This window comes from Rahnella rivi (assembly GCF_019049655.1).
In the GTDB taxonomy this organism is placed as follows: Bacteria; Pseudomonadota; Gammaproteobacteria; order Enterobacterales; family Enterobacteriaceae; genus Rahnella; species Rahnella rivi.
The window spans coordinates 191,455-215,907 of the sequence record NZ_JAFMOX010000060.1; the positions used below are offsets into that span (position 1 = coordinate 191,455).

21 protein-coding genes are annotated in these 24,453 nt (G+C 54.7%); 13 read left to right on the forward strand and 8 right to left on the reverse strand.

Features of this window, described 5'->3' with window-relative positions:
- Window positions 1-67 precede the first annotated feature (67 nt).
- Window positions 68-568, forward strand: coding sequence for a GNAT family N-acetyltransferase (locus J1779_RS13920; RefSeq protein ID WP_217204019.1), 501 nt, complete (start codon window positions 68-70; stop codon window positions 566-568).
- Here J1779_RS13920 and J1779_RS13925 read toward each other — a convergent pair.
- Entirely contained in the window at window positions 546-743 is a 198-nt protein-coding gene (locus J1779_RS13925; protein WP_217204040.1) for a hypothetical protein, read from the reverse strand. The genes J1779_RS13920 and J1779_RS13925 overlap by 23 nt on opposite strands.
- Here J1779_RS13925 and J1779_RS13930 point away from each other — a divergent pair.
- Window positions 676-2,304 carry a methyl-accepting chemotaxis protein gene (locus J1779_RS13930; RefSeq protein WP_217204020.1) on the forward strand — a complete coding sequence of 543 codons (1,629 nt, stop codon included), beginning with the start codon at window positions 676-678 and terminating at the stop codon, window positions 2,302-2,304. The genes J1779_RS13925 and J1779_RS13930 overlap by 68 nt on opposite strands.
- Before the next feature lie 24 nt (window positions 2,305-2,328).
- Here the strand turns inward: J1779_RS13930 and J1779_RS13935 are convergent, their stop codons facing one another.
- On the reverse strand, window positions 2,329-2,928 hold the full coding sequence (locus J1779_RS13935) for a cupin (RefSeq protein WP_217204021.1): 600 nt from the start codon (window positions 2,926-2,928) through the stop codon (window positions 2,329-2,331).
- Window positions 2,929-3,165: 237 nt separating this feature from the next.
- On the opposite strand from J1779_RS13935, the gene osmE reads away from it, so the two are divergent.
- Window positions 3,166-3,498: an osmotically-inducible lipoprotein OsmE gene (osmE, locus tag J1779_RS13940; RefSeq protein WP_056769377.1), complete on the forward strand. Its 333-nt coding sequence runs from the start codon at window positions 3,166-3,168 to the stop codon at window positions 3,496-3,498.
- Between the two features lie 74 nt (window positions 3,499-3,572).
- On the opposite strand, the gene J1779_RS13945 is transcribed toward osmE, so the two are convergent.
- The gene (locus J1779_RS13945; RefSeq protein WP_056769379.1) at window positions 3,573-5,300 is read right to left on the reverse strand and encodes a potassium/proton antiporter; all 1,728 of its coding nucleotides are present in this window, start codon (window positions 5,298-5,300) and stop codon (window positions 3,573-3,575) included.
- Window positions 5,301-5,494: 194 nt separating this feature from the next.
- Here J1779_RS13945 and J1779_RS13950 point away from each other — a divergent pair, with 194 nt between their 5' ends.
- Window positions 5,495-5,689: a hypothetical protein gene (locus tag J1779_RS13950; protein ID WP_056769381.1), complete on the forward strand. Its 195-nt coding sequence runs from the start codon at window positions 5,495-5,497 to the stop codon at window positions 5,687-5,689.
- 35 nt (window positions 5,690-5,724) lie between these two features.
- Here J1779_RS13950 and J1779_RS13955 read toward each other — a convergent pair whose 3' ends face one another.
- The 3 genes from J1779_RS13955 to puuD are packed head-to-tail and all read right to left on the reverse strand — an operon-like array spanning window position 5,725 to window position 8,454.
- Window positions 5,725-7,038 carry an NAD(P)/FAD-dependent oxidoreductase gene (locus J1779_RS13955; protein WP_217204022.1) on the reverse strand — a complete coding sequence of 438 codons (1,314 nt, stop codon included), beginning with the start codon at window positions 7,036-7,038 and terminating at the stop codon, window positions 5,725-5,727.
- Window positions 7,039-7,088: 50 nt separating this feature from the next.
- Window positions 7,089-7,646 carry an HTH-type transcriptional regulator PuuR gene (puuR, locus tag J1779_RS13960; protein WP_217204023.1) on the reverse strand — a complete coding sequence of 186 codons (558 nt, stop codon included), beginning with the start codon at window positions 7,644-7,646 and terminating at the stop codon, window positions 7,089-7,091.
- Between the two features lie 4 nt (window positions 7,647-7,650).
- The gene (gene puuD / locus J1779_RS13965; protein ID WP_056769388.1) at window positions 7,651-8,454 is read right to left on the reverse strand and encodes a gamma-glutamyl-gamma-aminobutyrate hydrolase; all 804 of its coding nucleotides are present in this window, start codon (window positions 8,452-8,454) and stop codon (window positions 7,651-7,653) included.
- Between the two features lie 369 nt (window positions 8,455-8,823).
- On the opposite strand from puuD, the gene J1779_RS13970 reads away from it, so the two are divergent.
- Both J1779_RS13970 and J1779_RS13975 read left to right on the forward strand, forming a co-directional pair.
- Window positions 8,824-10,248, forward strand: a complete 1,425-nt coding sequence (locus tag J1779_RS13970; RefSeq protein ID WP_217204037.1) for a glutamine synthetase family protein — start codon at window positions 8,824-8,826, stop codon at window positions 10,246-10,248.
- 504 nt (window positions 10,249-10,752) lie between these two features.
- Complete coding sequence (locus J1779_RS13975) at window positions 10,753-12,129, forward strand: APC family permease (RefSeq protein WP_056769390.1); 1,377 nt, start codon at window positions 10,753-10,755, stop codon at window positions 12,127-12,129.
- Window positions 12,130-12,850: 721 nt separating this feature from the next.
- Here the strand turns inward: J1779_RS13975 and sbcB are convergent.
- Window positions 12,851-14,278 carry an exodeoxyribonuclease I gene (sbcB, locus tag J1779_RS13980; protein WP_217204038.1) on the reverse strand — a complete coding sequence of 476 codons (1,428 nt, stop codon included), beginning with the start codon at window positions 14,276-14,278 and terminating at the stop codon, window positions 12,851-12,853.
- A 225-nt stretch (window positions 14,279-14,503) separates the two neighbouring features.
- Here sbcB and J1779_RS13985 point away from each other — a divergent pair, with 225 nt between their 5' ends.
- Window positions 14,504-15,601: an FUSC family protein gene (locus J1779_RS13985; RefSeq protein WP_056769392.1), complete on the forward strand. Its 1,098-nt coding sequence runs from the start codon at window positions 14,504-14,506 to the stop codon at window positions 15,599-15,601.
- Between the two features lie 179 nt (window positions 15,602-15,780).
- Window positions 15,781-16,113: a DUF496 family protein gene (locus J1779_RS13990; RefSeq protein WP_013574907.1), complete on the forward strand. Its 333-nt coding sequence runs from the start codon at window positions 15,781-15,783 to the stop codon at window positions 16,111-16,113.
- Window positions 16,114-16,184: 71 nt separating this feature from the next.
- Here J1779_RS13990 and J1779_RS13995 read toward each other — a convergent pair whose 3' ends face one another.
- Window positions 16,185-17,288, reverse strand: a complete 1,104-nt coding sequence (locus tag J1779_RS13995; RefSeq protein WP_136376448.1) for an ABC transporter ATP-binding protein — start codon at window positions 17,286-17,288, stop codon at window positions 16,185-16,187.
- A gap of 275 nt (window positions 17,289-17,563) precedes the next feature.
- Between J1779_RS13995 and J1779_RS14000 the strand changes: the two genes are divergently transcribed.
- From J1779_RS14000 to J1779_RS14020, 5 genes are all read left to right on the forward strand, one after another.
- Window positions 17,564-18,790, forward strand: coding sequence for an extracellular solute-binding protein (locus J1779_RS14000; protein WP_056769396.1), 1,227 nt, complete (start codon window positions 17,564-17,566; stop codon window positions 18,788-18,790).
- Window positions 18,791-18,868: 78 nt separating this feature from the next.
- Window positions 18,869-20,170, forward strand: coding sequence for a carbohydrate ABC transporter permease (locus tag J1779_RS14005; RefSeq protein WP_056769398.1), 1,302 nt, complete (start codon window positions 18,869-18,871; stop codon window positions 20,168-20,170).
- Window positions 20,171-20,184: 14 nt separating this feature from the next.
- Window positions 20,185-21,036: a sugar ABC transporter permease gene (locus tag J1779_RS14010; RefSeq protein WP_122094837.1), complete on the forward strand. Its 852-nt coding sequence runs from the start codon at window positions 20,185-20,187 to the stop codon at window positions 21,034-21,036.
- A gap of 64 nt (window positions 21,037-21,100) precedes the next feature.
- The gene (locus J1779_RS14015) at window positions 21,101-22,252 is read left to right on the forward strand and encodes a glycoside hydrolase family 53 protein (protein WP_238485166.1); all 1,152 of its coding nucleotides are present in this window, start codon (window positions 21,101-21,103) and stop codon (window positions 22,250-22,252) included.
- A gap of 67 nt (window positions 22,253-22,319) precedes the next feature.
- Window positions 22,320-24,383, forward strand: a complete 2,064-nt coding sequence (locus tag J1779_RS14020; RefSeq protein WP_217204025.1) for a beta-galactosidase — start codon at window positions 22,320-22,322, stop codon at window positions 24,381-24,383.
- The last annotated feature ends 70 nt before the right edge of the window (window positions 24,384-24,453 follow it).

Sequence of the window (24,453 nt, forward strand, 5' to 3'; positions counted from 1 at the left end):
AACGACTTGACAGGCTCAGGGGGAATCCGCAAATTGGTTCCCCCTGATTGTTTAAAACGGTTTCTCCATGACTCAAAACACCTCTCCCGACGGCAACGACACCGTAAAAATCGCCAGCCTTGCCGATGTTCCGCATTACCTCGAGACGGTCACCGAATATCTGCACGGCGAATGGTCTGACTTCGCACACTGGGCACAAAAAGATTATATCCGCCAACGCCTTGTGCAACGGATTGGCAGCCGTGGCCGTCAGTGCGTGCTGATCGCACTTGATGAGAAAGAGCAGGTGGTGGGCACGGCGGGCGTGATGCGTTATGAACTCAGCGATGTCGCGGAACGCAAATACTGGCTGGGCGAAGTGTTTACCTGTCATCATTTGCGCGGAAAAGGCATCGGCACGTCGCTGGTGAAAGCCTGCATTGCGCGTTCACGCGCGGCCGGCATTGATACGCTGTGGCTGTATACCCCCGATCAGCAGGGATTATACGGGCGTCTCGGCTGGCAGGAAGTGGAACAACGAGAAGTGAACGGCGAGCGGGTCAGTATTATGCAGCGCCCTCTGAACTGACGGCTGCCTCCTTTCTTCTGCGGACAGTCTCCTGCTGTCCGTGAAATATTTCTGTCATTTCCTGAGCGTAAAATTCTGCCACTTCCTTAAAATAATGCAGAATAATCATGATATTAACGCTCAGTTCTTTGCCTGGCAAAGCCAGATTCAGCAGATTATTTCGATCCGTTTTCACTCAGCGCCCGCGCGGCATACTTTTCGGGGTAATTTGCGTTATCGCCCTGTTTTCTGCTTTGCAGATATTCTCCACGCTGGTGCTCACCAACATCCTCAGGGATGCCCGTAACAACGTCATTGCCACCGAAAGTCTGCGTCAGCAACAAGCCGTGATGGACAAAGCCCGCATGGAATTGCTGATAGCGAGCGACAAGCTGAACCGCGCCGGTATTTATTACATGCAGGATAAAGAAAGCGGCTCAGTGGGCAGCTGGAACAGCCTGCTGGAGGAATCGCTCGCGTCACTCAGCGCCTCCCGGACAGCCTTCGCCCGCTTCGGCAAGATGACGAAAGAGAGTGACAAGGCCGCCACAGAACTGAAAGCCAGCTATCAGATGTTCTACGACGGGCTGCGCGAACAGTCGGACGGACTGCAAAAAAACAACAATATTGATGCCTTCTTTGAAGTGCCGGTTCAGGCATTTCAGGACGATTTTAGCCAGAAGTATTACGCCTATCTGGCCGTGAACGAGCACACCGCCGTTTCACTCAGCGACCGGCTGCTTAACGCGCTGACTCAGGCGAAAACCCTGTTTATGGCTGCCCTTGCCGTGCTGGCGGTGATCGCGGTGCTGGTCTGGCGGGGTGTTTCCGCCTGGGTTATCCGCCCGTTACAGCGGATGATTGGCCACATCAGCGTGCTGGCCGCCGGGGATTTATCCCGCGAGGTGAAAGATGATCACTCGCGGGTCACCGAAATGCGCGAACTGGGCGTGAGCCTGCGCGATATGCAACGCGGCCTGCAAAAGCTGGTCAGCGAAGTGCGCGATGCCTCGGCGCATATTTTAGTGAACATCAATCAGATGGCCGAGGGCAACGAAGCGCTGTCGGCACAGGCGGCGATCCAGAGCCAGGAGCTGAATGCGGCCACCGGGCATATCACCCAGCTCAACGAACGGGTGAAAGAAAACGCCGCCCACGCACAGCAGGCCAGCCAGCGGGCAGGGCAGGCTAAAAACGTGGCGACACGCGGCGGTGAGGTGATGGGGCAGGTAGACACGGCGATGAAGCAGATTGTCAGCCAGTCTTCACAGATGAGTGAAATTGTCTCGATGATCGATAACGTGGCGTTTCAGACCAATATTCTGGCGCTGAACGCCGCAATTGAAGCGGCGCACACCGGGCAGCACGGGCGCGGGTTTGCGGTGGTGGCGAAAGAAATTGGCCTGCTGGCGCAGAAAAGCAGCCATTCAACACGCGGCATTCATCAGCTGATTGATGACTCCGTGCAGCAAATCGGGCGCGGTTCGGCCTCGGTGACGGTGCTGGGGAAAAGCCTGGAAGAAATTATCGCCATCTTTAATGGCCTGAGCGCGCTGGTGGAAGAGATCTCAGCCGCCACCCTGTATCAGGGGCAAAGTGTTCACGATGTCTCCGAACGCATTTCCGCGCTCAATCAGGTCACTTTGCAAAACGGTAAGCTGGCGGATCACGCCGCGGCCTCTTCGCGGCAACTGCTGAGTCAGTCGCAACGGCTGGAAAAAGCGGTGGCGCGCTTTGCGCTGGCGGCAGGCGGATAAGCCTCTGCCGCGCGCACATTCCGCTTATTTCGTGTGCCAGGTAATCATGCTGCCTTCACTGTGCCCGGTCACCGGATCGGTGGCAGGCAGCGGTACGGCGCTGACCGCTTTGGTGCGCGCCGTCAGCTGTGACGGCTCATCATGGCAGAGATCGGCTTTCACCTGGGGCGGATAGGCGCCCACCAGCATAAAATCCTCGTCGGCGGAAATCTGTTTATGACCGATACCCGCCGGTAGCAGCAACACATCGCCGGTTTTCACCTCAATCAGTTTTCCCTTTTCCCCGCCAAGTTGCAGCGTGGCGGAACCGGCGAACACGCCCAGCGCTTCGTGGGTATTCGAATGGAAGTGAGTGAAGGTGTAGACCGGGTAGCGCCACTGCGGTGGCCAGCCGTTGGAACGGAACAGGTGCTCGAGATAGTCGGCATTATCGGCAACGTTGGGCGGAATAACGCGATGATAAATCATCACCGGCAGCCGGTTGTTAGGCACGCCGCCTGACGGCTTATCAATCAGCAAAGTCTCCATCGCAACCTCCCGTGGGGTGGCAAATCCAATACGCGGCAGTGGCATCAGAGCGATGACACCCAGCAACGTGACAAACCGACGTCGATCCACAGGCATCAGGCCGGGCTCCTTTTCTCTCAATGGCTTACCTCTTTCATGTATAGAACATAACTGTCTGAAAATCATCTTCGTCAGACAGATTTAAGAGGGGAAACCCGCAGGCGGCTTATCAGATAAAACTTAAAAACTGTAGCTTTCAACAAATAGAAGTCATATTCAGTGGATAAATGCCTTATCTCTTCTATGCTTAACTTGCTTATACAAAAATAGAAAAAGTACTCAGGAGGAGATGTTATGAATAAGAAAATGTTACTTGTGGTGGCGACAGCCGTTTCTGTACTGGCAGGGTGTCAGACTTACGACCGCGCAGCGAGCTACGTTAAAGAGCCTGTGGTCAGCGATGTGAAAGTCGGTATGACGAAAACGCAGGTTCGCGCTATTGCAGGGCCACCATCAACAGAAGCGACGCTTATCCATGCGAAAGGCACTTGCCAGACGTATGCAGTGGCTCCGCGTGATGGTAAAGCACAGACTTACTTCGTCAGCTATAACGACACCGGTCATGTCATGAACAAAGGCTACCAGTCTTGTTCTGACTACGACAAAGACCCGCAAGCTGCTCAGTAATCTGCTTTGAATTATCTGGGAAGGCTCACCGGCCATCCCGGCTTTCCCCTCGCAAGAGGGGAAAGAATCAGACCTCAGGCTTTCTCCGTCACAATCCTCACACCAACCTTACTCACCTGATGACCGTCCATTTCGGCAATCGTCCACGTCAGACCATCCCATTCAATATGGTCACCGATCACCGGCTCACCGCCCAGTAACCTGATCACGAAATGCCCCAGCGACTGCGACTGATCCACCGTTTCTTCCAGATTCAGTCCGTAAAGCTGTGAAATCGCGTCCAGAGGGGCATCGGCCTGCAAGATAAAATCACCGAAGAACCGGTCGTCGAGCACCACTTTATTGCTGTCACTGAACAATTTACCCAGCTCCGGCAGGTGTTTTTCCTGACCAATGACACAGAGAATATCGCCCTCTTTGAGCCGCGTACTGCCGGTGGGGTGCAACATCTCTTTGCCACGGAACAGGGCGGCAATTCGGGTTTCCTTCGGCATTTGCAGATCACGCAGCGCTGCGCCGACGCACCACTTCTCCGAGCCCAGCTGATAAATAAACTGTTCCCAGTCGTTATACACATCGATATCCAGCCCGAGGCGGGAAATCGGCGTCGGCTGCGGCGGAACCAGTACCTTCGCTTTTTTCGCCGCAAACCCCAGCGACGTCCCCTGTACCAGCAGGGAAACCAGCACGATGAAAAAGGCGACGTTGAAGAACAGCGTGGCGTTCGGTAATCCGGCCATCATCGGGAACACCGCCAGAATGATCGGCACCGCGCCGCGCAGGCCAACCCACGAGATAAAGAACCGTTCGCGCAGGGTGAAGTTTTTGAACGGGATCAGACTGACGAAAACCGACAGCGGCCGCGCGAGCAGGATCATCCACAGCGAGAGCGCCAGGGCAGCGACAGCGATGGGCAACAGATCGCTTGGCGTCAGCAGTAATCCCAGCACCAGGAACATGCCAATCTGGCTCAGCCACGCCAGCCCGTCGAAGGTTTGCATAATCCCGTGGCGGTTGCGGATCGGCATATTGCCCAGCATCAGCCCGCACAGGTAAACCGCCAGAATGCCGCTGCCTTCCAGCGCCATGGTGGCGGCGTATACCAGCAGGCCACCGCTGAAGGCCAGCAGCGGGTATAAACCGGCGGCCAGGGTGATTTTGTTGATGAGTTTGTGCAGCAGCCAGCCGCCGCCGAGGCCAAACACAATGCCGAGGCCAAACTGGCGCACCACATCCACGATAAACATCAGGCTCAGCCCGTGTTCACCTTTGGAAATCATGTCGATCAGGGTGATGGTCAGGAACACCGCCATCGGGTCATTACTGCCGGATTCTATCTCCAGCGTGGCGCTGACACGCTCGTTGAGGCCTTTACCGCCAATCAGTGAGAACACGGCGGCGGCATCGGTCGAGCCGATAATCGCGCCAATCAGCAGGCCCTGCATCAGATCGATGTGGAATAACCACGCCGCCGCCATGCCGGTCAGCCCGGCGGTGATCAGCACGCCGACGGTGGCCAGTGACAGGGCAGGCCACAGCGCGACACGAAACGACGAAGCCCGTGTGCGCATCCCGCCGTCGAGCAGGATCACCGCCAGCGCCAGGTTACTGACCAGATACGCTGCCGGATAATTATCGAATGCGATCCCGCCGATGCCGTCGACTCCCGCCAGCATACCGATGGCGAGGAAAATGACTAAAATAGGGATGCCAAGCTTAGAAGAGAACGAACTGAGCAAAATGCTCGCTGCGACTAACAGGGCGCCAATAAAGAAAAGTGTGTTGATCGTGCTGGCGTCCAAGAGTGTTCTCCTTGTAAAGCATGAGTGGCGCGGGGGAAGTGCGGTTTCATCATCAGTGACGAGGTGACTAATTTATCAGGAAAATGAGCCCCTTGCTGGGGTCATTTCGGATTTTTATTAGTTGCACTTAAGAATAAAAAACTATGCTTAATGATGAGAGAAGTCTATCTGCAATCAGTCAACAGGAGCAGCAAATGAGTGAATTTACCGGCGTACACCGTGAAGTGCTGGAAGATGGCAGCATCAAACATGTGGTTATCCGTGATGCAGCGGGCAATGAGCAGGCAATGGCCGCAAAAGATTACATTTCGCAAGGGATCCAGCCGGAACTCGATGAGTTGCCCGAAGTGGGCACCTCTGAGGAATTTCCGGTGTCCGGCAAAGGCTGAATCCCCGCCCCGCGCACGCGCGGGGAACGCTTTTTTTACACGCCTAAACGGTCACGCAGTGAATAGTAAGCGGCACCGAGCATGGTGAACGGCACCTGGAAGTTGCGGCCACCGAAGAAGGGCATGTGCGGCAGACGGGCGAACGCGTCAAACCGTTCGGCGTCGCCGCGCAACATCTCGGTGATGAGCTTTCCGGCCAGATGCGTGAGCGTCACCCCGTGCCCGCTGTCTCCCTGCATATAGTAGATATTATTTTCCAGCCGTCCGAACTGCGGCAGGCGCGAGAGCGTCAGCAGGAAATTGCCGCCCCAGCGGTAATCAATCTTCACGCCCTTAAGCTGCGGGAAGGTGCGGTTGAGCTTGGGCAGGATCACTGAATCAATATTCGGCGGATTTTTGCCGCCATAGGTCACGCCCCCGCCGTACAACAGGCGGTTGTCGGCAGTGAGGCGGAAATAATCCAGCAGATAATTGCAGTCCTCCACGCAATAATTATTGGGCAGCAGGGAGAGCGCCATATCGTCCGACAGGGGTTCGGTGGCAACAATTTGCGAACCGCACGGCATACTGAGGCGCGTAAGGCGCGGAGCCAGTTGCTGGCTCAGATACGCATTGCCCGCCAGGATCACATATTTGGCTTTGACCTGACCTTTCGCCGTGTGGATCAACGCCGGGTCACCGTGATCGATGCGCGTTACCGCCGAGCCTTCATAAATACGCCCGCCGTGACGGCGCACCGCTTCGGCTTCGCCCAGCACCAGATTGAGCGGGTGAATATGGCCGCCATTTTTATCCAGCAGCCCGCCGACGTAACGGTCGGTGGCGATCTCGCGGCGGATGGCACTTTCATCCAGCAGGGTTAATTCGGTATGCCCGTAACGGTTCCACAGCTTTTGCTGGTCACGCAGTTTTGACAGCTGGCGTGAACTCAGCGCGGCAAACACGCAACCGGGGCGATAGTCGCAGTCAATAGCGTACTGGTCGATGCGCTGACGGATAATGTTCGCGCCTTCAAACATCATGCTGCCGAGCATATCTGCGGTCTGCCGCCCGTAACGATCTTCAATCACATCAATATCACGGCTGTAGGAATTGACCACCTGGCCGCCGTTGCGCCCGCTGGCGCCCCAGCCGACGCGGGCGGCTTCTAACACCACCACGTCATAACCGGCTTCACAAAGGTATAAGGCGGAAGAGATGCCGGTGTAACCGGCGCCGACAATACAGACATCGCACTCAATATTGTCAGTCAGCTCCGGCCAGGGCGCATGCGCATTGACGGAGCTGGCGTAGTAGCTGTCGGTGTGAGGCGCGCCGACGGCGCGGGGACTTCCTGTTTGAGCACTCATAATGACATCCTTCTTTGGGTTCCCGTTGCCACGCCCGGAGCCGGTGACAACTAGAAGGTATTAGGGGTATGTGCACTGACTATCCTGCAAATCCGCGTAGAAATATTACTGAAGCTGTGGGGGTTAGCGGTGTTAATGGCATAGCTTTGCCCCGCACGCAGCGGATAACGTTGACCGTTGACGGTTAAAATGATTTCTCCTTCTAATAACGTACCGACTTCTTCTCCCTGATGTTTGATTTTGTCGCCAGTGGTGCTGCCGGGCTGATAGGTTTCCAGCAGCATGGCGACCGCGTGGTTTGGCGTGCCGTTGTGCACCATTTTCATGGACACTCCCCGGCTGCCGATTTCAATCAATTGCGCCGAATCAATGACAATTCTCGGTTTGTCACTTTCCCGCGTTTCAGCAAAAAATTCCGATAACGACAGCCCATATACCCGTAATAACTTTTGCAGCGTACTCACGGCGGGGCTGACTTTATCCTGCTCGATGGTGCTGATGGCGCTGTGTGTCAGGCCAGACAACTCGGCGGCTTTGCGTTGGGACATGCCGAGTTGCTGACGAATTTCAGAAAGCCGGCGACCAGGCGCCAGACTGACTTCGCTCATCCGTCTATTCCTCGCGAGCGCTCCGGGCCTGATGGCCTTTGCGGCAGGCATTGATAAATGCGTTGAACAACTGACGGGACACCGGGTCCGTCAGGCTGTGCCATTCAGGGTGCCATTGCACACCCAGAGCAAAGGGATGGTCGCGCACACTCACGGCTTCCACCAGATTATCCGGCGCACGGGCTTCCACATTCAGTTCTGCGCCCAGACTTTTCGCCCCCTGACCGTGCAGGGAATTCACCTGAAACTGCTGATAATCAGGTAACAATTCCGAAAGTAATCCCCCCGGTGCAATGTGAACCGGATGCACAACGTTGTATTGATCATCATGCGGCAGGGTGGTGTCTTCGCGGTGATCCATATATCCCGGCACCTCCTGTACCTTGCGATGCAGCGTGCCGCCGGTGGCCACCACTAACTCCTGCAAACCGCGGCAGGCCGCGAACAGCGGGATCTTCTTATCCAGTGTGGCGCGGATAAGTTGCAGACTCAGGCGATCCCGACCCGGATCGGCAAGCTCCTCGACACCTTCTTCACCGTACTGATGAGGCTCAATATTACTGGGGCTGCCGGTGAGGAAGATGCCGTCAAGGCCTTGCAGGATCTGGTCTATCGCGCCTTCGCGCGCTGCCAGCTCATGCGGCAGGCAGACGGGCAGGGCGTCGGCGTTGAAAATGGCGTCCAGATACTTTTCGTGAACGGTGAGTGCAGGGTTTTCATCAACAGAATTCTCACACATGACTACCCCAATGATCGGTCTGTAGCTGGTCTGTTTCCCCGCTGATGCCGTGGAAAATATATTGCCCATAGTCCCGCCTCGTTGAGTAAGTGAATGGAATAACAGGTCGTGCCTCCCCGCACGCTGTTTTAACGCATTTGATCAGTGATGATGGCCTTCTTCTGTCCAATTTAGCAGCGCCATGATGGCTTTTCAAACAGAGTTGTTACTGAATTGTATGTGTTGCAAAAAATTTATGTTAAGGCTAGGGTTAATCATATGGCCTATATTTTGAGCATGGCCGGGCGGGTAACAGACACACCAGAAGAAGATGACAAATGAGAAAACTGCGTTGAACAGAGCAACCAAACGGTAAGGCTTAACCGGCAGGCATCATGGTGGTGCCGTTGACGCCGGAATCCAGCAAATGGCGGAAAACCTATGCAAGCGACTGAACTGATGAATGAAATTAAGAAAGAGATTAGCGAGAACACCTCTCTTGCTAAGCACATTGAAGAGCGAAGTAGCGCGTTCCAGGATGAAGTAACCCAGTACCTGGAGCGTCACCCGCAAACCCTTCACGTCGACGTCCTGCTCACTGATCTCAATGGTTCCTTCCGCGGCAAACGCGTTCCCATCTCCGCCCTGCGCAAACTTGAAAAAGGCTGTTATTTCCCGGCATCGGTTTTTGCCATGGACATTCTCGGGAATGTTGTGGAAGAAGCGGGTCTTGGGCAGGAGCTTGGCGAACCCGATCGTAACTGTATTCCCGTCCCCGGCACCTTAACGCCGTCAGCGTCTGACCCCGAACACACCGGCCAGCTGTTGCTGACCATGCTTGACGAAGATGGCACTCCCTTTGACGTTGAACCCCGCAATGTGCTGAATCATATCTGGCAAACATTGCGCCAGCGGGGATTATTCCCGGTGGTAGCGGTAGAGCTGGAGTTTTATCTGCTCGACAGGCAGCGCGATGCGGAAGGCTATATCCAGCCGCCGTGCACGCCCGGTACGCAAGAGCGCAGCATGCATACGCAGGTCTATTCCGTGGATAATCTCGATCACTTCGCCGATGTGCTGAGTGACATTGACCGTCTGGCACACATTCAGGGCTTACCGGCCTCGGGTGCCGTGGCGGAGTCCTCACCGGGACAGTTTGAAATCAATTTGCAGCACAGCGAAAATATTCTGCGCGCCTGTGATTACGCCCTGATGCTTAAGCGTCTGGTGCGCCTGGTGGCGGAAAATCATGAGATGGACGCCACCTTTATGGCGAAACCTTACGACGACTACGCGGGCAGCGGGATGCACATCCACCTCAGCGTGCTCGATGACAATGGCAAAAACCTGTTTGCCAATACAGATGGTCAGGATTCAGAACTGATGAAACGCTCACTGGCCGGGATGATCGCACTGATGCCCGCGTCGATGGCGATTTTAGCGCCGAACGTCAACGCGTTCCGCCGCTTCCAGCCGGGCATGTATGTGCCGACGCAGGCCTCATGGGGGCACAACAACCGCACCGTCGCGCTGCGCGTACCTTGCGGCGGCGTGGCCGATCATCGCGTTGAGTACCGCGTTGCCGGTGCGGATGCCAACCCTTATTTAGTGGTCGCCACCGTGCTGGCGGGCATGTTGTTCGGGCTTGATAACGTTCTGCCGTTGCCGGAACCGGTCACCGGGAACGGTCTGGAGCAGGAGGGTATTCCGCTGCCCATCCGCCAGAGCGATGCCCTGTATGATTTTGATGAACAACCGGCGCTGAAAAAGTACCTCGGCGAACGTTTTTCGCAGGTCTATCACGCCTGTAAATCCGATGAGCTGTTGCAGTTTGAACGCCGTGTGACGGAAACCGAAATCGACTGGATGCTGCGTAACGCCTGATTTCCTTCGCAACGGGCGCCATTTTTACGTTATCAGCGCCCGCACTTTGAGGAAATCCATGCACGAATGTTTAAATCTGGAAAAGAATTTGTAACTGAAAGCCTATGAATCTTGTCATTCATGCGTGATTTGTGCAAAATACGCCGCACTGCAGATAACCGACGCTTAAAGGCGCCGGTTATTTTTTTTGTATGTGCAGTACCCAAACTAATTCAACAGAGGCCGGACCCAGATCCGGATAGATAACAAGGTTCGTGTGCGATCCCAAATTAACAACGGTCGCCACTATGAGGAAATGTAACATGGGGCAATATTTCAAACCTGTACCGGTGCCTGCCGGTGCTTCTTTCCGCTGCGGCCACATTCGCTCAGCCTTCACTTGCGTATCCAGCGATGTGAAGATCTATCCCCCGTTTACTGGTAATAACTCACGAAGTTTTCCCTGTACGTTGCGTTCAGAGGCGTTTAAGCGCCCGGTGTCTGCAATTCAGGGAGGACTGAGCCATGTCTGCTAATACATCTGCCGCTCCGGCCACTCAGCGCGTTCAACTGCGTAAAACCCTGACGCTGGTTCAGGTTGTGATGATGGGTCTTGCCTATCTGCAACCGATGACCATTTTCGATACCTTCGGCATCGTTTCCGGCCTGACTGATGGTCACGTCGCGACCGCGTACATCTTCGCGCTGATCGCCGTTCTGTTTACCGCCGTGAGCTACGGCAAACTGGTGCAGCGTTTCCCGTCTGCCGGTTCTGCTTATACTTACGCGCAAAAAGCCATCAGCCCGCACGTCGGCTTTATGGTGGGCTGGTCATCACTGCTGGACTACCTGTTCATGCCGATGATCAACATCCTGCTGGCGAAAATTTACCTGGAAGCGATCTTCCCCGGCGTGCCGTCGTGGATATTCGTTACCGCGCTGGTGGCGATGATGACTGCGTTCAACCTGCGCGGCATCAAAGTGGTGGCTAACCTCAACAGCATTATTGTGGTGGTGCAGGTGGCGATCATGGTGGTGTTCCTGGGGCTGTTGGTCCGTGGTGTTTACATGGGCGAGGGCATGGGGACGCTGGCGACCACCAAGCCGTTCTTCAGTGAAAACGCGCACGTGGTGCCGATGATCACCGGTGCGACCATTTTGTGCTTCTCGTTCCTCGGCTTTGACGGCATCAGCTCGTTGTCAGAAGAAACGCCGAACGCGGGCAAGGTCATCCCGAAAGCGATTTTCCTGACCGCGCTTATCGGCGGGATCATCTTTGTTGTGGTGTCTTACTTCCTGCAACTGTACTTCCCGGACATTTCACGCTTTAAAGATCCGGACGCTTCACAGCCTGAAATCATGTTGTACGTGGCCGGTAAGTTCTTCCAGTCCGTCATTCTGTGCTTTAGCTGCGTAACCGTTCTGGCTTCCGGCATGGCGGCGCACGCCGGTGTTTCCCGTCTGCTGTACGTGATGGGCCGTGACGGCGTATTCCCGGAAAAACTGTTTGGCTATGTGCATCCGAAATGGCGTACCCCGACCTTCAACGTCTTGCTGGTTGGCGTGGTGGCGATGTCTGCGGTGACCTTTGATCTGGTCACGGCGACGGCGCTGATCAACTTCGGCGCGCTGGTGGCATTCACCTTCGTAAACCTGTCGGTGATTTCCCAGTTCTACATCCGTGAAAAACGTAACCGCACGCTGAAAGATCACATCAACTATCTGATCCTGCCGGTGATTGGTGCGCTGACCGTGGGTGCGTTGTGGCTGAACCTGGAATCCAGCTCCATGACGCTGGGTCTGGTGTGGGGCGCTATCGGGTTGGGTTATCTGGCGTTTATTACCAATGCTTTCAGGAAGCAGCCACCGCAGATGAGCGGGGAAATCGCCCCCGAGGCGTAATGGCAGAGGGCCGCTGCAATGGCGGCTTTTTACTGCTGACGCAGATTGAGGATATTTCGGTTTCTCACTGTCTGCGATTACCTGAATTTTTGCGACGAAACCGAGCAGAGGGGAAAGACTTTTCCCCTCTGCACTCCCCTCGCTTTTTCAAACCCGTGCCATGCAGACAGGCTATGTTTCAGGTATTCCTGCTATTGCCGCAAAATCCCGTCGCTGCGCGATTCCCTCCGGTCGGGTTACAACCCGCGCAAAAAAACGCGGTTTTTCACCTCTCCCTCCGGCGTGATTTTTGAACGCGGCTACTGGCTCCCGGGTCACAACTTCACCCGTTCGGATCATTTTAAAAGCAAAACGCGTTGCTCAACATTCATCTGATATTGATTTTGAAATCATCATTCATCTGGTTTTGATTTTGAAAAAAGGTGAGAGGGCGCGATCAAAAAATCCTGCCGAACGGAGCGGCTTCGAGACCTTAGGCTCGAAGACCGGGAGAGGGCACCGCGCAGCGGCAGGGTTTTGCGCCACTCACTGTTGCCACAGGATATGTCCGCCGTGCCAGCGATAGCGCGCAGTAAAAAGCGGGGAGGAATCCAAAGGAGGGAAAGCACTTCCCTCCTTTGGGCGGTTTCGGCGCAGTGTATGAATTGATCACTGCACGTAAGAAACCGAAATTATCTCGATACGCAGTGAAAAGGGGGATTTGGGGCAGCCCCGAACTAAATCACCCGACCAGTTTCTTGCCGTATTCAAACAGTGCCCCGAGAAGCGCCATCTTCTCCCCATCTCCCTCATGCAAGTTATAGAGCGCTTCAAGCTCTAATGCATAATTCTGAAAACGCTCGTCAGTGAGCTTGGTCTGACGATGTAACATCCAGCGCTTTTGTTCGGCATCCGTCAGTGTCTCGGGGTAGTTGCGTGCGCGGAAACGGAACAACAGCGGTTCGATGCGGGAATCATTAAACGTCAGATCCAGCGCAGGAAGATTCTCCGGGCGGGTTTCCAGAATGATGCGCATGGCGGCGCGATCGGCATCGCTGAAGAAACCGTCGTAAAGGCGGGCATCAACGTCGTCTGATGGCGTAAACGGCTCGGCTTCGGCGAACATCGTCACCACTTTCTCGCGCACCTGCGGGTTCTGGCGCAGCAGTTGCAGGTTTTCCAGACAGCGCTGACGATCAATCCCCAGCCGCTCGGCGTTTTCCGGCAGCAGCGTTTTGGCCGGCGCCAGCACCGGGCATTTATTGACGTGCACCAGTTTAATTGGCAAAGGCGATTGCCCCGCCTGCAACGCGTCGCGGCGGCTGTAGAGGCGCTCGCGCATTTCATCAGGAGTGAGATCCAGCAACGTCGACATATCACCGGCCAGATCGCACATGATCACGGCGTTCTTATTCTCAGGATGCCACGCCAGCGGCGCAACCCACGCGGTGTTGCCGCGCGCGGCACCGAACATGCCGGAGACGTGCACCAGCGGCGCCATCGAGGGTATGTCGATCAGCGTATTGAGTTTATGTTTGCTGCGATGCTCGAGCAGGAAGCTGAACAGGCGAGGTTGTGCCTGCCTGACCAGCTTCGCCATGGCGATAGTGGCGTAGACATCGGCCATCGCGTCGTGGGCATTTTCGTGTTCGATGCCGTTGGCTTTGGTCAGATGTTCGAGGCGGAAACTGGGGAAGCCTTCGTCGTTTTCCGGCCAGTTGATGCCTTCCGGGCGCAGCGCATAGCAGGCGCGCATCACGTCGAGGAGATCCCAGCGCGAATTGCCGTTCTGCCAGCTGTAGGCATAGGGGTCGTAAAAGTTGCGGTAAAGAATGTTGCGGCTGACTTCATCGTCGAAACGAATATTGTTATAGCCGACGATGCAGGTGGCCGGCACGCTGAACGCCTGGTGAATTTGCGCGGTAAACTCCGCTTCGCTCAGGCCGCGTTCCAGCGCAATCTGTGGCGTTATGCCGGTGATCATCACCGCTTCCGGTTCCGGCAGGTAATCATCAGAAGGGCGGCAATAAATCACTAACGGCTCTTCGATGATATTGAACTCTTCGTCAGTCCTCACCCCGGCAAATTGCGCAGGGCGATCCAGCGCCGGATTTTTACCGAATGTCTCGTAATCGTGGAAGTAAAACGTTTTTTGAGGCTTGTCTGACATGACGAAGATAACCTTATCAGTGCGGAATTGGGGGTGAATCGCCGGATAGGATACCATCCGACGCAACGATGTCATGACAAAATCCTCAGTCGCGCAACAGACCCCGCAAATCGCCGGAATTTCCCGCACGCATCCCGCAAAACCCTGACCAAACCGGGGTGATCCCCTTTACTAACTCGGCTAAACTAACGCTCTCATTGAATAATCGCCGATGGCAGGCCAAACGTGCGTCTCGACAAGAAAATTTCCCCGCTGGATAACGTCATCTATCGCCACTACCGCATCACCCATGCGCTGCGTATTGCACTGGCGTTTATCCTGACATTCCTGATCGTCCGCCTGACTCACATCCCTGAGGGCACCTGGCCGCTGATCACGCTGGTGGTGGTGATGGGGCCGATTTCATTTTGGGGTAACGTGGTTCAGCGGGTGATGGAGCGCGTCAGCGGGACGGTACTGGGATCGGCGTCGGGCCTCATCGCCTTGTGGCTGGAACTCTATTCGCTGCCGCTGATGCTGGTCTGGTGTGCCATCGTGATGTTCGTCAGCGGTTATCTGACGCTTGGAAAACGCCCCTACATGGCGCTGCTGATCGGCATTACGCTGGCCGTGGTGTGCGGGGCAGGGCCGGGAGATATGGAAATGGCGCTGTGGCGTTCCGGTGATGTGATATTTGGCTCATTTCTGGCGCTGTTTTTTGCCAGCATTTATCCGCAGCGCGCCTTTATTCACTGGCGCATGCAGATGGCCGACTATCTGATGTCCCTCAACAAAATCTACAGCGCCTGGCTTTCGCCCAATCTGCTTGAACGCCCGCACCTGCATGGCAAGCTGAAATCAGCGATGAGTCAGATGGTGAAAATGCGTTCACTGTTTGCGCCCGCCAGCAAAGAATCGCACATTCCCCGCGAGGTGTTTGACGCTGTCCAGACCCTCAGCCGAAATCTGTTGTGTACGCTCGAACTGCTGGCCGATGCCTACTGGAGTTCGCGCGAAAGCCATTTCCTGATGCTCAACGCGCGCACCTTGCGCAGTGCGCAGTTGCTGATACTGGATACGCTGGAAAAACTGAGCCTGATGTTGCTTAACGGCACGCGGGGCGATGAACTGAAAATCAGCCATCAGCTGAATGAATCCGCAGAAGAGCTGAAAGCGCTGATGGCAGAAATGAATGCCGCCCACCATCTGGAAGCGCAAGTCTATGGTTACGTCTGGCTGAGCGCGCAGGTGGCGGAACAACTGAAGTCAATGGGAGATCTGATCACCCTGACCATGCAAAAAGAAGAAGCTCAAATAAGCAGCGGTAAAACGCCGAAAGCATGAAGGGATTTTTTTCTGCCGCCTAAAACGGGTAAGATGGCGGTATTGGACGATTATCTGAGCGCGCAGCACGCACTTTGCTCCTCTTTTTGCTAAGTTGTTATTCACTGTCAGTCACATGTGAATAAGCGGTTGCGACAAGTCAGTCACTGAATCTGTGTAACTTAATCGAAGGTGTTAAAATGGACAATATCAATAAGCCGAGTTTCCAGGACGTTCTGGAGTTTGTGCGCATTTTCCGTCGTAAAAACAAATTACAGCGTGAAATTGCAGACAACGAAAAGAAAATCCGCGACAACCAGAAGCGCGTTCTGCTCCTCGACAACCTGAGCGATTACATCAAACCAGGCATGAGCATCGACGAAATTCAGGCGATCATTGCCAGCATGCGCGGCGACTATGAAGATCGCGTTGATGATTACATCATCCGCAATGCAGACCTGTCGAAAGAACGTCGTGAAATGTCCAAAAAGCTGAAAGCGATGGGCGAAATCAAAGCCAACGAAACCAAGTAATTTCGTTGTCGCCAAAAGCAAAAACCGGGCTTAAGCCCGGTTTTTTTATGTCCAGAATGCGTGAGTGACGATTAATGCAGATGAGACAGGCTGGCCGCGCTTATCCGCAAACCCTGATCGTTGAAGACCATGCACCGTTCGGCCTCAAACCAGGTGGTCAGGCTCTGGTACGGGTTGAACGCCATATCGCCCGGCAGCAGCATTTTGAATCCGTCGGTGCCATAACACTGGCCGAACAGATAGGTGCTGTTGCCCAGCCGCTCAACCACTTCGCAGTTAAATTCCAGCGCATTCTCTGTTTCTTTTGACAGCAAATGCTCGGGGCGAATGCCCAGGGTAATGCGGTCGCCGCTCGCCAGTTCGGGGGTGCGCAATGCCAGCGTCAGGGTTTTCTCCGGCGTAAGGCGCACTTCCAGCCGCTCAGGCTGCCAGCTCAGCACCTCGGCGGGCAGGAAATTCATTTTCGGTGAACCAATAAAACCGGCAACAAATTTATTCACCGGATTGTAGTAAAGGTCCATCGGCGCGCCCATCTGCTCTATTTTGCCGTAATTCATCACCACGATTTTATCCGCCAGCGTCATGGCTTCGGTCTGATCGTGCGTCACGTACACCATGGTGGTTTTCAGTTCCTGATGCAGTTTGGAAATGTGTAAACGCATATCAACGCGCAGTTCGGCATCCAGGTTAGAAAGCGGTTCATCGAACATAAACACCTGCGGATTGCGCACAATCGCACGGCCAATGGCGGTGCGCTGGCGCTGACCGCCGGAGAGTTGCTTCGGTTTTCTGTCCAGCAGATGGGAAAGTTGTAACGTCTTGGCGACCATCTCCACCTGATGGCGGATTTCCTCTTTCGGCACGCCGTTCACTTTCAGTCCGTAGCCCATGTTTTCGGCAATGGTCATGTGCGGGTAGAGCGCGTAAGACTGAAACACCATCGCCACGCCGCGGCGTGAAGGGTCAACGTCGTTCACCCGCTGCTCGCCAATGTAAACGTCACCTTCGGTAATGTCTTCCAGCCCGGCAATCATGCGCAGCAATGTGGATTTTCCGCAGCCGGACGGCCCGACAAACACCGTAAATTCTCCGTCTTCAATATCAATATTGATGTCATGCAGCGTGACCGTTTTATCGAAACGCTTCACCACATTCTTAAGTCTGATGCTGGACATGTTTGGCCTCTTAAAGATTCATACCGCTGATATTTCGGACTATAACCACCTTGTGTAAACGTTTGCACAGGTCGGTTCGAATTTTGGAGAGGAGATCACACAATACACATCTTTTGGTAGTGATTTTAAGATTCAAAGTTTAACGTATAACACGAATTCGGAAGCGACATTAATCACTGTGTTGTCAGGTGTTAAAGGGTTTTAAACACGGGTTATTGATTGGGTGTCGTCAGGTTCTACACAAAAATGTTATACCTTCACATCCAGGAGCAACAATGAAAATTACACACCTTACTGCCTTGGTACTGATGTCGTTAAGCCTGAGCAGCCAGGCTGTCCGGGCAGCCGAGGGACAGCTACTTATCTGGGAAGATATTAAGAAATCTTCCGGTATTTCCGACGCGGTGAAAGATTTTGAAAAAGAGAACAACGTCAAAGTCGTTGTGCAGGAAACGCCTTATGCACAACAAACGGAGAAATTACGTCTGGATGGTCCGGCAGGCATTGGCCCCGACGTCGTCGTGATCCCCAATGATCAGCTCGGTACGGCGGTTGTGCAGGGGTTACTGGCCCCGCTGACCCTCGACAAAGCCTTCACCGACAGCTTTACGCCTTCGGCGATCAACGCGTTCCAGCTGAAAGGCCAGACCTACGGCGTGCCCAAAGCGGTGGAAACGCTGGTGCTGATTTACAACAAAGACTTACTGCCGAAAGCACCGGCGACGCTCGACGAGTATTACACCTTCTCCAAAGAAGAGCGGGCGAAAGGCAAATACGGCCTGTTAGCCAAGTTTGACGAAGTCTATTACGCCTATGGCGCGATGGCATCGATGGGGGGGTACATTTTCGGTAAAGATGCGAAGGGCGAAATCAACGTCGAAGACATCGGCCTGAACAAGCCGGGCAGCATTGAAGCGGTGACCTATCTGAAAAAATTCTATGCCGACGGGTTATTCCCGGCAGGGATCACCGGCGAAAACGGACTGAATGCCATTGATTCCCTGTTCACGGAGAAGAAAGCCGCCGCCGTCATCACCGGCCCGTGGGCGTTCCAGCCGTATGAAGCGGCGGGCATTCACTACGGCGTGATGCCGTTGCCGCTGTTACCTAATGGCAAACCGATGAGCTCTTTCCTCGGCGTGAAAGGCTACGCGGTATCCACTTACAGCAAGCAAAAACCGCTGGCAGAGAAATTCATCACCTTCATCAATCAGCCTAAATACGCCAAGGTGCGCTATGAAGTGACCAAAGAAATCCCGGCACTGACGGCGCTGGTTAACGATCCGATGATTAAAAATGATGAACGCGCCAACGCCGTGGCGCTGCAATCCACCCATGCCACGGCGATGCCGGGCGTGCCGGAAATGCAGGAAGTGTGGGGACCGGCCAACAACGGTATTCAGCTGGGCGTGACCGGCAAGCAACCGGTGCAGGCCGCCATGAATGACGCGGTGAAAAATATCCAGATGCAAATCGAGGCGGCGAAAGCCAGCAACGAGTGATCCGGTAACACACTTTGTACGTCTGACAGGAGGGCGTGAATTCACGCCCTCACCAGTGAAAGGAACATCTTTGTGTCTATGCGTCTCCACGAGGAAAACCATGCGCCACACGCAGCCAGCCACCATGCACCGGTGGCTCTGGCGGCGGCGCTTATTCCCGGTTTTGGTCAGTTTTATAACCGACAATGGGCCAAGGGAAGTCTGTTTTTTGTCATTTTGTTTTGTTTCGCCGGTGTCTTTTATGATTTCCTGCAACAGGGATTTTGGGGCTTATATACGCTGGGCGAAGAAGTGCCGCGTGATAACTCCATCTTCTTATTAGCCAAAGGCATTATCAGCGTCCTGATTGCCGCCTTTGGTATCGGCTTTTATTATCTGAGCCTGCGCGATGCCTGGGTTAACGGCAAACGACGCGATCAGGGCGTGGAATTACCCGGCGTCAGAAAGCAGTATCATTTATTGCTGCGCGAGGGTTTCCCTTATTTAATGATCACGCCGGGCTTTATATTGCTGGTGTTTGTGGTGGTGTTCCCGATTATTTTCGGTTTCTCCATCGCGTTCACCAATTACAACTTATACCACACGCCACCGGCTAAATTAGTTGACTGGGTGGGGTTCAAAAACTTTATTAATATCTTCACGCTCAATATCTGGCGCTCCACATTGCTGGACGTATTGCAATGGACGGTGGTCTGGACAGTGCTGGCGACCACGCTGCAATGCAGCGTCGGCGTTATGCTGGCCATCCTGGTCAATCAGAAAGATTTACGTTTCAAAGCGCTTATCCGCACCGTTCTGATTTTGCCGTGGGCGGTACCGGGCTTCGTGACTATTCTGGTGTTTGCCGGGATGTTCAACGACTCTTTCGGCGTGATCAACAACGGCATTCTGGCGGCGTTAGGCATTGAACCCAAGGCGTGGATGACGGATCCGTTCTGGACCAAAACGGCGCTTATCATGATGCAGACCTGGCTGGGTTTCCCGTTTGTATTTGCGATGACCACCGGCGTATTGCAGGCCATTCCGAATGATTTGTATGAGGCCGCCACCATGGACGGTGCCAGCACCTGGAAGAAATTAAAAACCATTACGCTGCCGCTGGTCTTATATTCCATTGCGCCGATCATTATCACGCAATACACCTTCAACTTTAATAACTTCAATATTATCTATCTGTTTAATAACGGTGGCCCGGCGGTAGCCGGATCGAATGCAGGCGGTACGGATATTCTGGTGTCATGGATATATAAACTCACCATGTCATCCTCGCAATATGCCATTGCCGCGACCATTACGATTTTGCTGTCGATATTTGTTGTCGGTATTGCGCTGTGGCAATTCCGTTCAACCAATTCATTTAAACAAGATGATATGGCGTAAGCGGGAGCAGGGTGATGAGTAAGAACAGCAGTATTAAAAGAAACCGGTTTATCCGCCTTTCGCTGAGTTATGTCCTGTTACTGATCGTGGCGGTCATTATTATTTATCCGCTGATCTGGACCGTCGGCGCGTCGCTGAATGCCGGTAACAGCCTGCTCAGTACCTCGATTATTCCGGAGAACGTGTCGTTCCAGCACTACAAAGACCTGTTTAGCGGCGACGTGAATTACGTCGGCTGGTACTGGAACTCGATGAAAATCAGCTTCCTGACCATGGTGCTGACCCTGATCTGCGTCAGTTTCACCGCCTATTCCTTCTCGCGTTTTCGCTTCAAGGGCCGCAAAGACGGGCTGATGCTGTTCCTGTTATTGCAGATGATCCCGCAGTTTTCGGCGCTGATCGCCATCTTTGTGCTGGCGCAGTTACTGGGGTTAATCAACAGCCATCTGGCGCTGGTGCTGATTTACGTCGGCGGCATGATCCCGATGAACACCTATCTGATGAAAGGCTATCTCGACGCCATTCCGAAAGATCTGGACGAATCAGCGCGAATGGACGGGGCGGGGAATTTCCGTATTTTCATCGAAATCATCATGCCGCTCTCCAAACCGATACTGGCGGTGATCGCGCTGTTCTCCTTCACCGGCCCTCTGGGGGATTTCATTCTCTCCAGCACCATTTTGCGCACGCCCGATAAGTACACCTTGCCGATCGGCCTGTACAACCTGGTGGCGCAGAAAATGGGCGCGAATTACACCATGTACGCCGCAGGCGCGGTGCTGATCGCCGTGCCGGTCGCCATTTTCTATCTCGCCTTACAAAAATACTTCGTTTCCGGCCTGACGGCTGGCAGTACCAAAGGATAATCCGATGACTCTCTTTTCTAAAAAGATGTTCAATAAAAGCGCAATGGCCTGCGTGCTGCTGGCGATGTCATTTTCCGGCATGGCGCAGGACGTGGTGATCAAAAAAGTCGCCAACGTTCCGGCGGATTTCATCAAAGGCGCAGACATTTCGACGCTGATTGATGTGGAAAAGCACGGCGGCAAGTTCTTCGATCAAAACCATAAGCAAACCGATGCGATGGTGATCCTTAAACAGAACGGTTTCAACTATGTGCGCCTGCGCCTGTGGGTGGATCCGAAAGATGCGGATGGCAAACCTTACGGCGGCGGCAATAACGATCTGGCCACCACGCTGGAACTGGCGAAACGCGCCAAAGCGCAGGGTTTTAAAATCCTGCTCGATTTCCATTACAGCGATTTCTGGACCGACCCCGGTAAACAGTTCAAGCCGAAAAGCTGGGCGAAAATGGATTATCCGCAGCTGAAAACGGCCATTCATGATTACAGCCGCGAAGTGATCGCCAAATTCCGTGAACAGGGCACGGTGCCGGACATGGTGCAGGTCGGCAATGAAATGAACGGCGGGATTTTGTGGCCGGAAGGCAAAAGCTGGGGCGAGGGCGGCGGTGAGTTTGACCGTCTGGCCGGGCTGCTGAATGCGGCGATTGCCGGTGTGCGCGCCGATGAAAAAAATCCGTCGGACATCAAAATCATGCTGCATCTGGCCGAAGGCACCAAGAACGATACCTTCCGCTGGTGGTTCGATGAAATCAATCAGCGCAAGGTGCCTTACGACGTTATCGGCCTGTCGTTTTACACCTACTGGAACGGCCCGATCTCTGCGCTGCAAGCCAACATGGACGACATCAGCAAGCGCTACAACAAAGACGTGATCGTGGTGGAAGTGGCGTATGGCTACAGTACCCAAAACTGTGACGCGGCTGAAAACAGCTTCACGGAAAAAGAAGCCAAAGACGGCGGCTATCCGGGCACGGTGCAGGGGCAGGCAGACTTCCTCAGCGACATGATCAAAAGTCTGGTGGCCGTGCCGGATCACCGTGGCAAAGGCCTGTTCTACTGGGAACCGACGTGGATCCCGGTCAGCGGTGCAGGCTGGGCCACGCCGGCGGGCATGACCTACATCAACGACCACTGGAAAGAGGGCAATGCCCGCGAAAATCAGGCGTTGTTCAGCTGTGACGGTCAGGTTCTGCCTTCCATTCAGGTATTCAAGTAATTTCCTTTTCCCCGGTCACATTGGCCGGGGAGCACTGACTTTTTCTTAAGGATTTAAAGGATTAAGCATGACGAAATTCCCTCTTCTGAGCAGTAAGATTTCCGGCCTGTTACACGGCGCGGACTACAACCCCGAGCAATGGCTGGACACGCCTGACGTGCTGATCCGCGACGTCGAAATGATGAAAGAAGCGCGCTGCAACGTGATGTCAGTGGGAATTTTCAGCTGGTCGGCGCTGGAGCCTGAAGAAGGGCGCTATACGTTTGACTGGATGGATCAGGTGCTCGACCGCCTGCATGAGAACGGCATTTTTGTCTATCTCGCCACGCCAAGTGGCGCACGTCCGGCGTGGATGTCGCAGAAATACCCGCAAGTGTTGCGCGTCGGGCGCGACCGCGTCAAAGCGCTGCACGGCGGGCGTCACAACCACTGTCTGAGCTCACCGGTTTATCGCGAAAAAGTCCAACTGATGAACGGCCAGCTGGCAAAACGTTATGCCCACCATCCGGCGGTGATCGGCTGGCACATCTCCAATGAGTACGGCGGCGAATGTCATTGTGACACCTGTCAGGAGCAGTTCCGTGACTGGCTGAAAGCGCGCTACGTCACCCTTGATGCACTGAACCAGGCCTGGTGGAGCACGTTCTGGAGCCACACTTACACGGACTGGTCACAGCTGGAATCGCCGTCGCCGCAGGGTGAAAGTGGCGTTCACGGCCTGAATCTCGACTGGCGCCGTTTTAATACCGACCAGGTCACGCGTTTTTGCAGCGACGAGATCCGCCCGCTGAAAGCTGAAAACCCGGCGCTGCCGGCGACCACCAATTTCATGGAATATTTCTACGATTACGATTACTGGAAGCTCGCCGGGGTGCTGGATTTCATCTCCTGGGACAGCTACCCGATGTGGCACACCCGTCAGGATGATATCGGCCTCGCGGCGTACACCGCGATGTACCACGATCTGATGCGCACCCTCAAGCAGGGCAAACCCTTTGTGCTGATGGAATCCACGCCAAGCTTCACCAACTGGCAGCCGACCAGCAAACTGAAAAAGCCGGGGATGCACATTCTTTCCTCGCTGCAGGCGGTCGCGCACGGTGCGGATTCCGTACAGTATTTCCAGTGGCGTAAAAGCCGCGGCTCGTCTGAGAAATTCCACGGCGCCGTGGTCGATCACGTCGGGCATATTGATACCCGCGTGGGGCGCGAAGTGGCCGAGCTCGGCACGATTTTATCCGCCTTAGCGCCGGTGGCGGGCAGCCGCGTGGAAGCCAAAGTGGCGATCATTTTTGACTGGGAAAGCCGCTGGGCGATGGACGATGCCATGGGGCCGCGCAACGCCGGGCTGCATTATGAAAACACCGTTGCCGATCATTACCGGGCGCTATGGTCACAAGGCATTGCCGTCGATGTGATCAACGCCGACTGCGATTTACAGGGCTACGATCTGGTGATCGCGCCGATGCTGTACATGGTGCGCGAAGGGGTCAGCGAGCGGATAAGTCATTTCGTGCAGAGCGGCGGGCGCTTTGTCGCCACCTACTGGAGCGGCATCGTCAACGAAACCGACCTGTGTTTCCTCGACGGATTCCCCGGGCCGTTACGCCCTGTGCTCGGGATCTGGGCGGAAGAGATCGACAGCCTGACCGACGAGCAGCACAACAGCGTCGCCGGTGTCGAAGGTAATGCGCTGGGGTTGAGCGGGCCGTACCGTGCATCGCAGCTGTGTGAGGTGATCCATCTGGAAGGCGCGGCGGCGCTCGCCACCTATGGCGATGATTTCTATGCCGGTGCTCCGGCCGTAACCGTCAATTTGTACGGTAAAGGGCAGGCGTACTACGTGGCATCGCGCAACGACGCCCAGTTCCATGCCGATTTCTTCACCGCGCTGGCGAAAGAAATGCATCTGCCGCGCGCCATTAACACGCCGCTGCCGGAAGGCATGACCGCCGCAAGGCGTACCGACGGTGAAAGCGAGTTTATCTTCCTGCAAAACTACAGTGCGCAAAGTCAGAGTGTCACATTGCCGCTGGATTATCAGGATATCGTTCACGGCGGCAATTTACCGCGCAAACTGACGTTACCGGCATTTGGTTATCAGATCCTGACACGTAAAATCGCGCAATAAGAAGTATTACCGGCGTGCAACGGGGGAATATTCCCTGTTGCACGTTTTTTCATTTCTGCAAGAGAGGATT